Origin of the sequence: Sphingobium sp. B7D2B, from assembly GCF_025961895.1 — a bacterium.
Taxonomy (GTDB): domain Bacteria; phylum Pseudomonadota; class Alphaproteobacteria; order Sphingomonadales; family Sphingomonadaceae; genus Sphingobium.
Window position 1 is genome coordinate 1710957 of the sequence record NZ_JAOQOM010000001.1, and the last position, 16243, is coordinate 1727199.

General features: G+C 65.6%; 15 protein-coding genes. 8 read left to right on the top strand and 7 right to left on the bottom strand.

Going from position 1 to position 16243, the window contains the following annotated elements; genetic code table 11:
• Positions 1–129: 129 nt before the first annotated feature.
• Positions 130–1782: an electron transfer flavoprotein-ubiquinone oxidoreductase gene (locus M2341_RS07770; RefSeq protein ID WP_264584838.1), complete on the top strand. Its 1653-nt coding sequence runs from the start codon at positions 130–132 to the stop codon at positions 1780–1782.
• Positions 1783–1860: 78 nt separating this feature from the next.
• Here the strand turns inward: M2341_RS07770 and M2341_RS07775 are convergent, their stop codons facing one another.
• On the bottom strand, positions 1861–2007 hold the full coding sequence (locus tag M2341_RS07775) for a lmo0937 family membrane protein (RefSeq protein WP_181559368.1): 147 nt from the start codon (positions 2005–2007) through the stop codon (positions 1861–1863).
• Between the two features lie 156 nt (positions 2008–2163).
• On the opposite strand from M2341_RS07775, the gene M2341_RS07780 reads away from it, so the two are divergent.
• From M2341_RS07780 to M2341_RS07805, 6 genes are all read left to right on the top strand, one after another.
• Positions 2164–2676, top strand: coding sequence for a DUF305 domain-containing protein (locus tag M2341_RS07780; RefSeq protein ID WP_264584839.1), 513 nt, complete (start codon positions 2164–2166; stop codon positions 2674–2676).
• Between the two features lie 60 nt (positions 2677–2736).
• Complete coding sequence (locus M2341_RS07785) at positions 2737–3573, top strand: 4-(cytidine 5'-diphospho)-2-C-methyl-D-erythritol kinase (RefSeq protein ID WP_264584840.1); 837 nt, start codon at positions 2737–2739, stop codon at positions 3571–3573.
• Positions 3574–3618: 45 nt separating this feature from the next.
• Positions 3619–4335 (top strand): N-formylglutamate amidohydrolase, encoded by a 717-nt coding sequence (locus M2341_RS07790; RefSeq protein ID WP_264584841.1) that lies wholly within the window; start codon positions 3619–3621, stop codon positions 4333–4335.
• A 92-nt stretch (positions 4336–4427) separates the two neighbouring features.
• A complete protein-coding gene (gene ilvD / locus M2341_RS07795; protein WP_264570052.1) occupies positions 4428–6152 on the top strand; it encodes a dihydroxy-acid dehydratase in 1725 nt (574 codons plus the stop codon).
• 210 nt (positions 6153–6362) lie between these two features.
• Complete coding sequence (locus M2341_RS07800; protein ID WP_264584842.1) at positions 6363–7733, top strand: NAD(P)H-hydrate dehydratase; 1371 nt, start codon at positions 6363–6365, stop codon at positions 7731–7733.
• Positions 7730–8944, top strand: coding sequence for a class I SAM-dependent RNA methyltransferase (locus M2341_RS07805; protein ID WP_264584843.1), 1215 nt, complete (start codon positions 7730–7732; stop codon positions 8942–8944). Before M2341_RS07800 ends, M2341_RS07805 begins: the two co-directional genes overlap by 4 nt.
• Here the strand turns inward: M2341_RS07805 and M2341_RS07810 are convergent.
• The 6 genes from M2341_RS07810 to M2341_RS07835 all read right to left on the bottom strand — a co-directional run bounded on the left by M2341_RS07810 (position 8934) and on the right by M2341_RS07835 (position 15192).
• A complete protein-coding gene (locus tag M2341_RS07810; protein ID WP_264570055.1) occupies positions 8934–9371 on the bottom strand; it encodes an MAPEG family protein in 438 nt (145 codons plus the stop codon). The two genes, M2341_RS07805 and M2341_RS07810, sit on opposite strands and share 11 nt — an antisense overlap.
• 64 nt (positions 9372–9435) lie before the next feature.
• Entirely contained in the window at positions 9436–10629 is a 1194-nt protein-coding gene (locus M2341_RS07815; protein WP_264584844.1) for a type III PLP-dependent enzyme, read from the bottom strand.
• Between the two features lie 280 nt (positions 10630–10909).
• A complete protein-coding gene (locus M2341_RS07820) occupies positions 10910–12250 on the bottom strand; it encodes a methyl-accepting chemotaxis protein (protein ID WP_264584845.1) in 1341 nt (446 codons plus the stop codon).
• A gap of 101 nt (positions 12251–12351) precedes the next feature.
• Complete coding sequence (locus M2341_RS07825; RefSeq protein WP_264584846.1) at positions 12352–13539, bottom strand: carboxynorspermidine decarboxylase; 1188 nt, start codon at positions 13537–13539, stop codon at positions 12352–12354.
• A 67-nt stretch (positions 13540–13606) separates the two neighbouring features.
• Positions 13607–13984, bottom strand: coding sequence for a hypothetical protein (locus tag M2341_RS07830; RefSeq protein ID WP_264578683.1), 378 nt, complete (start codon positions 13982–13984; stop codon positions 13607–13609).
• On the bottom strand, positions 13984–15192 hold the full coding sequence (locus M2341_RS07835) for a saccharopine dehydrogenase family protein (RefSeq protein ID WP_264584847.1): 1209 nt from the start codon (positions 15190–15192) through the stop codon (positions 13984–13986). Before M2341_RS07835 ends, M2341_RS07830 begins: the two co-directional genes overlap by 1 nt.
• 53 nt (positions 15193–15245) lie before the next feature.
• Here M2341_RS07835 and M2341_RS07840 point away from each other — a divergent pair, with 53 nt between their 5' ends.
• A complete protein-coding gene (locus M2341_RS07840; protein ID WP_264584848.1) occupies positions 15246–16241 on the top strand; it encodes a threonine/serine dehydratase in 996 nt (331 codons plus the stop codon).
• Positions 16242–16243: the final 2 nt, after the last annotated feature.

Sequence of the window (16243 nt, forward strand, 5' to 3'; positions counted from 1 at the left end):
CCCATGGGTTTACAGAGACAGAGGTTGACGGCGCGGTCAACTCTGCCGCATCGCTGGCGACTGTAAAGCGTGAAAATATTGCGGCGACCGGACGGAACTCCAGCGCGTCCGCCGCCTAGGGAGGTAGACATGTCCGAACGGGAATCCATGCCCTATGACGTGGTGATCGTAGGCGGAGGCCCTGCGGGATTGAGCGCGGCGATCCGCCTCAAGCAGCGCGCCCAGGCGGCGGGCAGCGAGATCAGCGTCTGCGTGCTGGAAAAAGGCTCGGAGATTGGCGCGCATATTCTCTCCGGCGCAGTGATCGATCCCCGGGCGCTTGATGAGCTGCTGCCGGAGTGGCGGACCAGCGACTGCCCGCTGGCGCAGGTGCCGGTCACCGAGAACCATCACTGGATGCTCAGCCGCTCGGGCAAATTCGCAGTGCCGCATCTGCTGACGCCGGGGTTCATGCACAATAAGGGCACGTATACCGGCTCGCTGGGCTCGCTGTGCCGGTGGCTCGCCGAACAGGCGGAGGGGCTGGGTGTGGAAATCTTCCCCGGCTTTCCTGCAGCCGAGATCCTGTACGATGAAAATGGCGCCGTGAAGGGCGTCGCGACCGGCGACATGGGCGTGGCCCGCGATGGCAGTCGCAAGCCGGATTATCAGCCCGGGCTGGAGCTTCATGCCCGCTACACGCTGTTCGCGGAAGGGGCGCGCGGCCACCTCACCAAGCAGCTCAAGGCCCGCTTCGATCTGGAGGCGGATAGCGATCCGCAGACCTATGGCCTGGGCTGCAAGGAATTGTGGGACATCGATCCGGCCAAACATGTGCCCGGCCGGGTGATCCACACGCAAGGCTGGCCGCTGACCGATGCCTATGGGGGCGGCTTCCTGTATCATCAGGCGAATGGTCAGGTGGCGCTCGGCTTCGTGGTCGGGCTGGGCTACAAGAACCCCTATCTGAGCCCGTTCGAGGAATTCCAACGCTGGAAGCAGCATCCGGATATCCGCGCGGTGCTGGAAGGCGGCAAGCGCGTCTCCTACGGCGCCCGCGTCATCAATGAGGGCGGCTGGCAATCCATCCCGAAGCTGGTGATGCCCGGCGCGGCGCTCATCGGCTGCTCGGCCGGTTTTGTGAATGTGCCGCGCATCAAGGGCACGCATACAGCGATGAAATCCGCGATGCTGGCGGCCGACGCCGTGGCGGATGCGGTCGCGGCGGACCGCTCGGGCGATGTGCTGGAGGCCTACCCAGCCGCGCTGGACGAAAGCTGGATCGCCAAGGAGCTGAAGCTGGTGCGCAATGCCGGCCCGGGGCTGGCCAGGTTCGGTAATGTCGTGGGGACGCTGTTTGCCGGCATCGATATGTGGATGCGCACGCTCGGCATCGGGCTGCCGTTCACGCTGCGCAACAAGGCCGATCATACCAAGCTCTGGCGCAAGGATGCCGTCCACAAGATCGATTATCCCAAGCCGGACGGGGTGTTCAGTTTCGATCGGCTCTCGTCGGTCTTCCTCTCGGGCACCAATCATGAGGAGGACCAGCCGGTCCACCTGCAGCTCAAGGACCCGGACGTGCCGATCCGCTACAATCTGCCGCTCTATGACGAGCCGGCCCGGCTCTACTGCCCTGCGGGCGTCTATGAGGTGGTGGAGGATGGCGCCGGAAATCCGCGCTTCCAGATCAACGCGCAGAACTGCGTCCACTGCAAGACCTGCGACATCAAGGACCCGACCCAGAATATCAACTGGGTGGCGCCCGAGGGCGGCGGCGGGCCGACTTATCCGAACATGTAGCTGCGCCTATATCCTCGCTGACGCATAGAAAAACGGGGCCGATCAAGGCCCCGTTTGTTCATCGATCATCTGGCGCGATCAGAGAGATCGGCGACCGGTGATGAGCTGGAATACGAAGACCACGCCCGCGATCAGCAGAAGGATGTGGATCAGGCCGCCACCGACGTGAAGGACGAACCCAAGCAGCCACAGAACGATCAGAATACCGATGATGGTCCAGAGCATATAAGTCCCTTTCAAATTCTTTTCCCGACAATGGGGAGACGGTCGCTGCGGCGAAAAGTTCCCGTCTCGGTGTCTGGCAGGCCGACGGACACCGGCTCAGGCTGCAACCCTATCCCAGTTGGCGGGTTGGTTGGCAGACCCGCAGAGGAGGCCTGGATGAGCTACGCGCGCTTCGCGGCCATGATCGCCACGTCGACGGTCGTGATGTTCGGACTGATGTATCTGAACACCTACGCCCTCGATCATGTCACGTACAGCCAGACCCGCACCTGGATGGCGCTGCTGATGGGGGCTGTGATGGCCATCATCATGCTGGTTTTCATGTGGGGGATGTACCCGCGCAAGGGCGTGAAGATCGGGATTATCGCAGGCGCAACTCTCGTCTTCGGCCTCTCGCTCTGGCTGGTGCGCAGTCAGGCCACGGTCGACGATGTCAGCTATATGAAGGCGATGATCCCGCACCATTCCATCGCGATCATGACCAGCGAGCGCGCCCATATTCGCGACCCGCAGGTGCGTGTGCTGGCCGACGGCATCATCGAAGCGCAGGTGCGAGAAATTGCCGAAATGAAGGCGCTGATCGCCAAGCTGGAGGCGCAGCCGGTGCCACAGAATGCGCCTGATCTTCCCGACTATCGCGAGGCAGGGAAGGCCGCGCCGTCAGATTGACGCATGATGACTGGGCGACCGAGCTTGCAGAGGGACAAGACAAGCGGCCGCGGCCCCGCTATGGAGCCGCCCGTGCTCACAGAAACCGCCCACGCCAAGCTCAACCTCGCTCTTCACGTCCGCGCGCGTCGCGCCGACGGCTATCATGAACTGGAGAGTCTGTTCGCCTTTTGCGCGGATGGCGACGGGCTGAGCGGCACGCTCCGCGAGGACGGCGAGATCGCGCTGCGGGTCGAAGGGCCGTTCGCCGATGGCTTGCCGACCGATGAGCGCAATCTGGTGATGCGCGCGGCGCACGCCCTGCAAGCCGCGACTGGCGGCCATCTGGGCGCCGATCTGCTGCTCGAGAAGCGCCTGCCGGTTGCTTCCGGCATCGGAGGCGGTTCGGCCGACGCTGCCGCTGCGCTTCGGCTGCTGGTGCGTCTGTGGGACGTGCGGCCGATGGAAATCGATTTCCCGGCCATCGCCTCGGCGTTGGGCGCCGATGTGCCCGCCTGCCTTGGCTCGGCCACCATATTCGGGTCGGGCGTGGGCGACCGGCTGGAGACGATCGATCTCGATCTTGCAGAGACGCCCGTGTTGTTGGTCAATCCGCTGATCGCCTGCCCGACCGGGCCTGTGTTCGGCGGATGGGACGGCATCGACCGGGGCGCGCTGGATCCGCTGGCATGGGCGCGGGGCCGCAACGATCTGACGGCGAGCGCTATGGCTCTGGTGCCGGAAATCGAGGACGTGCTGGCGGTGCTGCGCGCGCAGCTTCCCCAAGTTGCCCGCATGTCCGGCTCCGGTGCGACCTGCTTTGCCGTCTTCGCGAGCGAGGCCGAGCGGGATGCCGCCGCAGACCGCATCATCGCCGACCATCCCGACTGGTGGGTGATGACCAGCCTGCTGCGCTGAACACGTGGTCTTTTGGCCGGCCGCAAACTGCGCTAGGCCTTGGACATGACTGCTGCGTTTCAAATCCTGGGCGATCCGTCCGCACCGATTCTGATCATCGCCGATCATGCCTCCAACCATGTGCCGGAGGATATCGATCTCGGTCTACCCGCTGCCGTGCTGGAGGAGCATGTCGCGGTCGACATCGGCGTCGCGCAGGTCGCGCGGCTGCTGGTGGATCAAGGCGGGTGTTGCGCCATCCTGGGCGGCGTCTCGCGCCTTGTCATCGATTATAATCGCGAGGCGGATTCGGCCGGGCTGGTGCCGGTGCATAGCGATAGCCACCATATCGAGGGCAACAGCACCGCCGAGGTCGCCGACCGCCTCGCGCGCTTCTACGATCCCTATCATGCCGAGGTCGCCGTGCTGGCCGGGCAGGGGCATCGGCCGTTCCTGCTCTCGCTGCACAGTTTTACGCCGCAATTGCGCAGCCGGCCCGAGGAGGCGCGCCCATGGGACATCGGCGTGCTCTACAATCAGGACGATCGCGGCGCGCGGATCGCCATCCCCCTGCTGGCCGCCGCCGGGCTTGTGGTGGGCGATCAGGAGCCTTATTCGGGCAAGCTGCTGAATGCCACGATGAACCGCCACGCCGAGGCCCATGGTCGGCCCTATCTGGGTATCGAGATGCGGCAGGATCTGGTGAGCGATGTAGAGGGGCAGGCGCGGCTGGCGGGTATCATCGGCCCGGTGCTGCGCGCCTGCCACGCGGCCTTTTCCTGAGAGCGGCTCGCAACAGGCGTGTTTTGCGCCCTCCATGCTTGCAAGCCGCCCCGCAACGGGCCTAGAGCGCTGCCCGCAGGAAGGTGAATGAAATGACCCACAGCTTCGACAAATCCAAACTCCCCAGCCGCTACGTCTCCGTTGGCGTCGAGAGCGCCCCCCACCGCAGCTATTATTATGCGATGGGCTGGAAGGAAGAGGATATTGCCAAGCCGTTCGTAGGTCTCGCCTCCGCCGGCAATGACAGCGCGCCGTGCAACACCACACTGGATACGCAGGCTAATTGGGCGCGCGAGGGTGTGATGGCCGCAGGCGGCACGCCGTTCCGCTTCAACACCATCACGGTGACCGATGGCATCGCCATGGGCCATCAGGGCATGAAGAGCAGCCTCGTCAGCCGCGAGGTCATCGCGGACTCCGTCGAGCTGTCCGTGCGTGGGCACTGCTATGATGCGCTGGTCACCTTCGCGGGTTGCGACAAGTCGCTCCCTGGCATGATGATGGCGATGCTGCGGCTCAACGTGCCCAGCATCTTCGTGTATGGCGGTTCCATCCTTCCCGGCCAGTATAAGGATCGCGAGGACCTGACCGTCATCGACGTGTTCGAGGCTGTCGGGCGGTTTGCTGCCGGCAATTGCCCGCTCTCGGAAGTCACCGCCATCGAGAAGGCGGCCTGCCCGGGCCATGGCGCATGCGGCGGCCAGTATACCGCCAACACCATGGCCTGCGTCGGCGAGGCCATCGGCCTGTCGCTGCCGAACAGCAACATGGTGCCGGCGCCCTACAAGAGCCGTCAGGAAATCGCTGTCGCGGCGGGCAAGCAGATCATGGAGCTGCTCAAGATCAACCTGCGTCCGCGTGACATCTGCACGCGCGAAGCCTTTGAGAATGCCGCCCGCATCGTCGCGGCGACCGGCGGCTCCACCAACGGCGCGCTGCACCTCCCGGCCATGGCGAATGAATGCGGCATCGACTTCTCGCTGTTCGACGTTGCCGAGATCTTCAAGACGACGCCGTACATGGCTGACCTCAAGCCCGGCGGCAAATATGTCGCCAAGGACATGCATGCCGCCGGCGGCATCTACATGCTCATGAAGTCGCTGGCCCAGACCGGCCTGCTGCACCTCGATTGCATGACGGTGACCGGAAAGACGCTGGGCGAGAATATCGACGAGGTGACGTGGAACCCTGACCAGAAGGTCATCTACGACGCCAAGACCCCGATCACGCCGACCGGCGGTGTCGTTGGCCTCAAGGGCAGCCTGGCGCCGGAAGGGGCGATCGTGAAGGTGGCGGGCATGAAGCGCCTGCAGTTCACCGGTATCGCCAAGGTGTTCGAGCGCGAGGAAGAGGCCTTCGCCGCTGTCGAGGCGCAGCAGATCGTGGACGGCGATGTCGTCGTGATCCGCTATGAAGGTCCCAAGGGCGGTCCCGGCATGCGCGAGATGCTCTCGACCACCGCTGCGCTTTACGGCCAGGGTCTGGGCGAGAAGGTCGCGCTCATCACGGACGGGCGTTTTTCGGGCGGCACGCGCGGCTTCTGCATCGGCCATGTCGGCCCGGAAGCAGCGGACGGCGGTCCCATCGCGTTGGTCGAAAATGGCGATACGATCAGCATCGATGCCGAGGCCGGCACGATCGACCTGTTGGTCGACGAAGCCGTGCTGGCCGAGCGCCGGGCGAAGTGGCAGCCGCGCCAGAATGACTATCAGGCGGGTGCCCTCTGGCGCTATGCCCAAAATGTCGGCCCAGCTTGGCAGGGCGCGGTGACGCATCCCGGCGCCAAAGCGGAGAAGCATGTCTTCGCTGATATCTGATCCCATGGCCCTTCTCCTCGGGAGAGGGGCCTGGGCTGATGCATCCCCGCGTCAGTTGCGGCGCCACCGAGGCTTATTTGCTCAACGCTGTGCTCCTGCGAAGGCAGGAGCCCAGGGCGCATGCGACGGTTCTGATCGCCCTAGGCTCCTGCCTTCGCAGGAACACAGTGGTGGATCAGGAAACCTACGCTCTCCGCGATGCAGCCGCAAATGATTGCCGCGCCCATCCTCACCGTCGCCCAGATGCGCGCAGCCGAGCAGACGCTGTTCGATGCCGGCATCGATCCCTACGCCCTGATGTGCACGGCCGGCGAGGGCGCGGCGGAGGTGATCTTCCGCGCAGGCGCGATGCGCGACGTGCTGGTGCTCTGCGGCCCCGGCAACAATGGCGGGGACGGCTTCGTCATCGCCCGTACCCTGCGCGATCTGGGCGTGCCCGTCCGCGTGGCGGCGTTGGGCGAGAGCGGCACGGGCAGCAGCCGCAAGGCGCGCGCCGATTGGGGCGGCCCGGTCGAGGATATCATGCTTGCCGAACCGGCGACGCAGTTGGTGGATGCGCTGTTCGGCATCGGCCTCACGCGCGGCCTGTCGCCGGAGCTGGCTGCCCGGCTTGGCGCCCTGGTGGAGGCCGCGCAACTGAGCTACGCCATCGACGTCCCGAGCGGCGTGGAGAGCGATGCCGCGCTCGCGCTCTCCCCAGTGCCGGTCTTCACCCATTGCCTCTCGCTGGGCGCCTGGAAGCCCGCGCATGTGTTGATGCCCGCGCTCGACTTCGCGCAGCAGCACTGGCTGGTCGATATCGGCATCGACGCGCCGGCGGACGCCGCGCGGGTTCTTCAACCACCATTGATCCGGCCTCCGGCCCGCGATTCCCACAAATATCTGCGCGGTCTGGTCTGCGTCGTGGCCGGCGCGATGCCGGGCGCGGCCGCGCTCGCAGCGGAGGCGGCGGCGCACAGCGGTGCTGGCTATGTGCGGCTGATCGGGCAGACTGCGCCGGCCAGTCCCCAAAGCCACGCCATTGTGTGCAGCGAGCACTTCGAGGTGGATCGCGCCAAGGCGCTTCTCGTCGGCCCCGGCCTTGGGCGCGATGATGCCGCATGGCGCACGCTCCTCACAGCCTTGAACGCAGGGGTGCCGACCGTAGCCGATGCAGATGCCCTGTGGCTGATAGGCACGCGCGGTCCGGCGGAAGCGGCACCTCCTGCCATCGTCACCCCGCATGAGGGCGAGTTCCGCCAACTTTTCGGCGAACGATTGGGCAACAAGATCGATCGTACCCGCGCGGCGGCGGCCGATATCGGTGCCGTCGTGGTCCATAAAGGGGCTGACAGCGTGATCGCCGCGCCCGATGGACGCTGCGTCGTCGCCCCGCCGGCTTCGTCATGGCTCTCCACCGCCGGCACGGGTGATGTGCTCGCCGGCTTGTGCGCGGGCCGTCTGGCGGTTACGGGCGATGCCTTCACCGCTGCCTGTGAGGCCGCCTGGCTGCATGGCGAGGCTGGCCGCCGTGCCGGCGCGGGTTTCATTGCCGACGATCTTGTCGGCTGCCTTCCTGCTGCCTTTGCGAGTGCCTCATGACCAGCCCCGATCCCGATCTTATCGTCCGCATTGCCGCGCGAGGCGATGGCGTGACGGCGGATGGCCGCCATGTCGCCCTCAGCGCGCCGGGCGACCGTCTGCGCACCGATGGGAGCATCGAGGCCGGCCCGCATCACGTCACGCCGCCATGCCGGCACTTCCCGCAATGCGGGGGCTGCCAGCTCCAGCACCTGTCGGGTGAGGCCTTCACCGACTATGTGCGCGATCGCGTGGCCGGCGCGCTGGCCGGGCAGGGACTGAGCGCGCAGGAGGTCGCGGCGCCGCACGTCTCGCCGCCACATAGCCGTCGTCGGGCCAGCCTGCGCGCGCTGCGGCTCGGCAAGCGCGTCCAGTTCGGCTTCTCGGAGCAGGGCAGTCACAAGCTTATCGATCTGCGCGAATGCCCGGTGCTGGACCCGCGCCTTTTCGCGCTGGTCGCCCCGCTGCGTGCGCTCTTTGCGACGATGCTGCCGGATCGCCAGCCCGGCGAGGCGGATCTGACGCTGGTCGATCAGGGCGTGGATGTCGTCCTTTCAGGCCTGCGGGTCGATGGCCTTGCCCAAACCGAGGCGCTGCTCGACTTTGCCCGTGAGAACCAACTCGCCCGGCTCATCCTGATCGATGATGATGCCCCGATGACCATCTGGGAGCCGGAGCCGGTGACGGTGCGCTTCGCCGATGTCCTCACTGGCTACCCGCCACGCGCCTTCCTGCAGGCGACGGAGGACGGGGAGGCGGCTCTGGTCGCCGAGGTGCGTCAGGCATTGGGGGGCGCAGCCATGGTGGCTGACCTGTTCGCGGGGCTCGGCACCTTCGCCCTGTCCGTCGCCAATGATGTGCCGGGGCGCAAGGTCTATGCGGCGGAGGCCGCCCGCGATCTGGTGATGGCCCTGCGCGCCGGTGGCAATCGCCTGCCCGGCCGCATCTTCCCGGAGCATCGCGACCTGTTCCGCCGTCCGCTTACGCCAGCGGAACTCAACCGCTTCGATGCCGTCGTGCTCGATCCGCCCCGCGCCGGCGCGCGCGAGCAGGTGGCGCAGATCGCGGCCTCACAGGTGCCGCTGATCGTCTATGTCTCCTGCAATCCGGCCAGCTTCGCGCGGGATGCGGTGATGTTGGCCGAGGCAGGCTACCGCATCGAGCGGGTGAAGCCCGTCGGCCAGTTCCGCTGGTCGACCCATGTCGAGCTGGTCGCGACCTTCAGGCGCTGAGCCGTAGCGCGGCGAGAAGGCCGTTGACGGCCAGCACCGCCAGCAGGATCGACGAGAGGAAAAACAGGCTGGCGCGCACCGGAATGGTGTTCACCTTCGCTTGCCACACGCTGTGGACGATGCGGATGCCCACATAGGCCCAGGCGAGGGCGATGTTGGCCGTCGTGCCCTGGCCGAGTAGCGCCAGGCCGATCGCCGTCGCGTAGAAGATCGTCGGCTGCTCCATCAGATGCGCATAATTGTGCGCCGGCCAGTTGATCTCGCGCGGCAGCATCCGGTCGAGATCCTGACCGCGTCCGCCGCGTGCCTGCTCTGGCGAGATTTTGAGCTTGCTCAGCGCCGGGAGCCGCAGCGCGACCATCCAGATGAGCATCACGATGGACCAAAGCACCAGCGCAAACACCGGCAGCAGCAGATTGACCGACATGAAAAAGCCTCCCCGAAACTTGTCCGGGGAGGCTGTCTCATTCTGCCAGGCTTGGCAATCCGCTTTAGCGGCGCAGTTGCACCACGTTGGACTGCTGCGGGGCCGGCTCTTCCTCACGGTAGAGGCTCGCCATCGGCTCGTCGGCAACCTGCGCGACGCTTTCCGCGCCGAAGCCGTTGAACTCGGTGCGCATGGCATTGCCATAAGCGCCGAGCATCCCGATCTCGATATAGTCGCCCACACGCACGTCCGCAGGGAGCATGAACGGGCCGGCCATATGGTCCATGTCGTCGCAGGTCGGGCCGTAGAAGCTGAAGGCTTCCTGATCCGCCTCATTGGCTTCGGCGCGCAGCAACTGCACGGGGAAGCGCCAGCCGAGATGTGCTGCATCGAACAGCGCGCCATAGGCGCCGTCATTGATGAACAGCTCGTTGCCGCGGCGCTTTTCCACCCGCACCAGCAGCGAGCTATATTCCGCGCACAATGCCCGGCCGGGCTCGCACCACAGCTCGGCCGAATAGGAAATCGGCAGGCTCTCGAAGGCGCGGTGAATGGCCGAGAAATAATGGCCGAGCGGCGGCGGCTCCATGCCGGGATAGGTGGAGGGGAAACCGCCGCCCACATCCACAATGTCCACCGTCACCGATGCATCGACAATCGCGGCGCGCACGCGCTCGATCGCCTGCACATAGGCGTGGGGCGACATCGCCTGGCTGCCGACGTGGAAGCAGATGCCGAGCGCATCCGCAGCCTGACGGGTGGCCTGCAGCAGCTCGCGCGCATCGGCGAGATCGCAACCGAATTTGGAGGCGAGGCTCAGCTTGCTGTGCTCGGAGGAGACGCGCAGGCGCACGCACAGCTCAAGGTCCGGCGCGCCACGGGTGGCCCGCACGATCTTCTCCAGCTCCTCGAGCGAATCCAGCGAGAAGGTCCGCACGCCATGCTTGAAATAGGCTTCGCGAACGGCTTCCTCGGCTTTCACCGGATGCATGAAGCAGAGCTTGGCCTGCGGCAGCGTCCGCGCGACCAGCCGAACCTCGGCAATGGACGCGACATCGAAATGCGTGATTCCAGCCGCCCACAGCGTTTCCAGCAATGCGGGCGAGGGATTGGCCTTGACGGCATAGAGCGAGCGCCCCGGGAACTTCGTCGAGAAGTATCGAGCTGCGCGGGCAGCTGCCTGCGGGCGAATAAGCGTTACCGGTGCTGCCGGTTTGAGGGAGAGAGCTACCCCCAGCGCGCTATGATGCTTGTACAACTCAAGGGACCTCCAGTGGATTACAGTCGAAAAGAGCTGCCTTGCGGTGGAAGTCCCATGGGGCAGCAGGGGTGCGCATATATGACCTGCGGACCCCCCTGTAAAGATCGGGGGGCAAAATTGAGTCACGCGCTGCGGCGCTGGAAAGTGCCGGAAAGTCTGGCTTTTTCGTAATGGCGCTGCAGCGATGGCGCAATTTCGGTGCAGGATCGGACGTCTCGCAAACCCGCTGGATCGGGTGGCGCGGTTGCGGCGAGTCGAATCTGAGCGCGAATGCGCTTCAATCAGCGGCGCCGTCGCGCATCGCGATGTCGCTCAGGAACCGCTCCACCCGCCGCGAGAGGCTGCTCGATGAGTCGCTCAGATCATGAGCCGTTCGTGCCAGATCCTGCGCGCCTTCGGCGGCCGATCGCGCATTGCCGGAGATGCGCACGATATGCGCCTCGATGTCCTTGCTGGCCGAGGCCGCCTGTTCGGTGCCGGCGGCGAGATGGAGGGAGAGGGCTCGCTGCGCGCTGACCGTCGCGGTGACGCCATCTGCGATCTGCTTGACGCTGGCGATGACGCGCTCGAGGCCCGCTTGTGCCCCGGTCACCGCCGCGACCGTGCCTCGAACCGTCAGCGCATGGGTGCGAATATCCTGCGCAGCGGCGGCCGTCTTCTGGGCAAGGGCGCGCACTTCATTGGCGACGACGGCAAAGCCGCGCCCGGCTTCTCCAGCCCGCGCCGCTTCGATCGAGGCGTTGAGCGCGAGCAGCTTGACCGATCGGGCCAGCGTTTCGATCGTGACGGTGATCGTTTCGATGGATTGCGTGGCCTGATCGAGCGCCTGCGCTTGCGCGGCGCTGGCGTCCACTCGGGAAACGGCTTCGGCGGCGACAGCCCGCGCCTGCTCCGTTTCCTGGTCGAGCCGCCCGAGCGATTGCACCAATGCGGCGCTGGAGCGCGCCACCTCGTCCATCATCGCGCCGGTCTGGCCGGCGGCGGTGAGCACGTGCAAGGCGTGGTCGGTATTGTCCTGGCTCCGGGCGGCGGTGCCGGTAGCTGTGCGTTGGAGCAGCGACGCCATATCGCCAAGCGCCGTAGAGAGGCTCTGGATGTCCTGCTCGAAGGCCGCGCTCACCGCGCGTAGTCGCGCCAGTTCCGCGTCGCGCGCGCGCCGCTGCCGCACCTCCTGCGCGTTGATCGCCCCGAGAATGGCGGCATTCGGGACGAAGCCGGCATAGCGGCCCCCGCGCGTCACGATAATCGCTTCCTTGCCACCGTCGCGCGCATGGACGGCGAGCAGGCCGGCAAGGCCTTTGTCCATCTCGACCACCGGACAGTGCTGCATCCGCTCGCCAAAGGCGATGGTGATGCCGGGATTGCTCAGCAGGGCATAGCCATAGGGGTTGAAGAGGATATTGCGAACGTCCTCCTCATAGATGGCGCCAATTGGGCGATCCGCCTGATCGACCAGCGGGAGAAGCCGCAAGCCCATGTGCTGGCGAAACAGCGCGACAATCTCCATGGACGAGGCGCCCTGCCGCGCCTTGATCTGCTCGCTGCCCGGCATCCGCAGCCCGGCGAGAGCGTCCTCGTCATCCTGTCCGTCGATCTGGAAAGAGGCGGCATGCATCATGCCACGCCTCTAGAAGCCGGACGGTAAAATTTTGGTTATCCAGTTCGAATGACGCGAGCAAATTCAAGGGCTTATTGTGACAGTTTTATGTCGTTTCCATGTCAGCTCAGCCGGCCTTTGAAGTCCTCATAGCCGAACTGGCGGATTTCCTGCAGTTCGTCCGTCTCGCTGTCCCACAGCCAGATGGAGGGCAGCGGCACGCCGTTGAAGGTGTTGGTCTTCACCATCGAATAATGCGCCTGATCGAGGAAGGCGATGCGGCGCCCCGGCTCCGTGGGCACGGGCAGGCCATAGTCGCCGATGATGTCCCCTGCGAGGCAGGAGGGGCCGCCCAGCCGCACCAGATCGCCAGCCGCGTCCTCGCCGAGCATCGCCGGGCGATAGGGCGCCTCGATCACGTCCGGCATGTGGCAGGTCGCGGAAATATCCACGATGGCAACAGGCATGCCATTATCGATCACGTCGAGGATTTCGCCTACGAGGATGCCGGCATCCAGCGCCACGGCCTCGCCAGGTTCCAGATACACGTCGAGCCCGGTCTCACGGCGGACCTGCTGGAGGAAGGCGACCAGCTCATCGCGCTGATAGTCGGCGCGGGTGATATGATGGCCGCCGCCGAAGTTCAGCCATTTGAGCTGAGGAAAGAAGCGCTTGAGGCTCGGCTCGACCGAAGCCCATGTCCGGCCCAGCGGCACGAAATCCTGCTCGCACAGCGTGTGGAAATGAATGCCGTCCACGCCCTCAAGATGCTCAGGGAGTAGCTGGTCGATGGGGAAGCCCAGCCGGCTGTTGGGCTGGCAGGGATCATATTTCGCCACCTCGCCCTCGGCATGGAGTGGATTGATCCGCAAGCCGACGTCAAAGCTCATCCCCTGTGCGCGCTGCGCATCGAGAATGGGCCGGAAGCGCGCATGCTGGCCGGGGGAGTTGAAGATGATATGGTCGGAAAGCACGCAGATTTCCGGCAGGTCTGCTGCCTTGTACCCGGCGCAATAGGTCGCGACTTCGCCCTTCTCATCCAGCCCGGTATATTCTTCGCGGCCCAGTCGGGCCTCGTAGAGTCCGGAGGCGCAGACCCCGTCTAGATAGGCCGAGACAGTCGGCCCGAGCGACCACATCGAGAAGGCTTTGAGCGCCGCCAGCATCTTGATGCCGCCCCGGTCCCGCACGTCCTTGAGGATCGTCAGATTGCGGCGGATGGCGGCGGCATCGACCACAAAAGCAGGCGAGGGCACGCGATTGAGATCGAAGCGCGCAAAGGCGCCGGGGTCGCCGGCTCGGGTTTCCATGGGGTCAGCTCCGCTCAAATCATCTCATGGCGCGGCTGCGAGTGCCGCGCCTTCGTCGATGCACCGATCAGTCGATGCACATAGACCGAACGACCTTGCCGCCGTCGAGTTCGGCAAAGCATCCGAATAATTTGTTGTCGGCCTGGCAGCGGCCGGGTGCCTTCTGCTCGTCGAGCGGCAGCGCGCCGTTCTTGCCCGGCTGGGCCAGGCAGCGGCCCTGACAGTCCTTCTTCGAGGCGCAGCTCTTGCCCGCATCCGCATAGGGCACCACGCACATGACCGTCTGCGCGCGCCCCCGTGCCTGCAGCGAGCCGCCCTGGCGCGCGCAACTGTTCAGCTCGGAGGAGGGCACGCCATCGACCAGGCCGATCTGCGGCGCGCAGCCGCCCAGAGCGAGCGCCAGGGCGGCGCTCGCCAGCCCGATGCGGATGCGCAGGGCGCCCATCAGAAGGGCAGCGGTCCGTCGAGTTCCTTCACCTGCCACGGCAGGCCATGCTTGTTCAGCATGTCCATGAACGGATCGGGATCGAGCTGCTCGATGTTGAACACGCCCGCGCCGGACCACAGACCCTGAAGCATCAGCGCCGCGCCGATCATCGCCGGCACGCCGGTGGTGTAGCTCACCGCCTGATTGCCGGTTTCGGCATAGGCGTCCTCATGGTCGCAGATATTGTAGACGTAGAGCGTCTTGTCCTTGCCATCCTTGCCAAGGCCGGTGGCAATGTCGCCGATGTTGGTCTTGCCCTTGGTCGTCGGCCCCAGCGAGGCCGGCTCGGGCAGCACGGCCTTGAGGAACTGTAGCGGGATGATCCCCACGCCATTGTAGATCACCGGGTCGATCCGCGTCATGCCGACATTCTGCAGCACTTCAAGATGCTTGAGATAGGCATCGCCGAAGGTCATCCAGAAGCGGATGCGCTTGATCTCCGGCAGGTGCTTGGCAAGGCTCTCCAGCTCCTCATGATACATGAGGTACATGTTCTTGGGGCCGACCTGCTCGAAGTCGAAGCTCTGCTTGTAGGAGAGGGCGGGGGTCGTCACCCATTCGCCATTCTCCCAGTGACGCGCGGGAGCGGTCACTTCGCGGATGTTGATCTCCGGATTGAAGTTGGTGGCGAAGTGCTGGCCATGGTCGCCGCCATTGCAGTCCAGAATATCGAGCGTGTCGATCCGCTCGAAATGATGCTTCTTGAGCCAGCTTGCGAACACGCTGGTCACGCCCGGATCGAAGCCGGAGCCGAGCAGCGCCATGAGGCCGGCATCCTTGAACCGGTCCTGATAGGCCCACTGCCAGCTATATTCGAAATGCGCCTCGTCGCGCGGCTCGTAATTCGCCGTGTCCATGTAATTGACGCCGGCGGCGAGGCAGGCATCCATGATGGCAAGGTCCTGATAAGGCAGCGCCAGGTTCACGACCAGCTTGGGGCCGATCTGCTTGATGAGCGCGGTCGTTGCGGCCACGTCGTCGGCGTCCAGCGCATAGGTGCTGATGGCAACGCCCGTGCGCTCTTTCACGGAGGCGGCAATGGCAGCGCATTTGGAGACCGTGCGGCTCGCGAGGTGAATGTCGCTGAAGATGTCCACATTCATCGCCATCTTGTGGACCGCGACCGATCCGACGCCACCTGCGCCGATGACCAGCACCTTGCTCATCTGTTAGTCTCCATGAAGTCGAATCGACAAGCGCCTGCATATAGGGGGGCTCTGTGACAGAACAAGAATTGCTCGATCCGCTTCGTGCGCCGAGCCGCGAAGGCGTGTTGCGCGCGGCGGACAAGATTGCGGCGCTGCTGCCGCCCACGCCGCTTTTGCCTCTGGAGGTCCAGGGGCGGACGATCTGGTGCAAGGCGGACATGCTCCAGCCCATCGGCGCCTTCAAGATCCGGGGCGCTTGGCATCGGCTGAGCGATCTGACGGCGGAGCAGCGGGCGCGCGAGGTGGTCGGCGTCTCCAGCGGCAATCACGCGCAGGGCGTGGCTTGGGCCGCCCGGCGGCTCGGCATCGCCGCGACCATCGTGATGCCGAGCGATGCGCCCCGCGCCAAGCTGGCGGCGACCCGGGCGCTGGGCGCCAAGGTCCATCTGTATGATCGCGCGAGCGAGGATCGCGACAGCATCGCGGCCGATCTGGTCGCGAAGACCGGCGCGACCCTCGTTCATGCCTATGGCGATCCGTGGATCATCGAGGGGCAGGGCACGCTCGGGATTGAGGCGACGGCGCAAATGCAGGCGCAGCTCGGGCGCGGACCCGACCGCATCGTTGCCTGTTGCGGGGGCGGGGGCCTCTCTGCCGGTCTAGCGCTGGCCTGCCCGGATGCGGAGCTCCATCTGGCCGAGCCGGAAGGCTATGACGATCTGCTTCGCTCGCTGGCGGCCGGCAGCATCCAGTCGGTGGACGACCTGGCCTTCCCCACCGATTGCGACGCGCTCCAGACGCCGCGCACCTTCCCGATCAATTTCGCGGTATTGCAGGGCCGGGCCAGCGGCGGTGCGGCCGTGACGCCGATGGAGGTCGCGCAGGCCATGCGGCTGGTCTTCGAGAAGCTCCATCTGGTCGTCGAGCCCGGCGGCGCTGCGGCGCTGGCTGCCGTGCTCGCGGGCAAGGTGCCGGTGACAGATGCGACGCTCGTTACCCTCTCGGGCGGCAATGTCGACCGGGAGACGTTCACCCGCCTGCTGGAGCTCGCCGACCGGGCGGGCTGAGG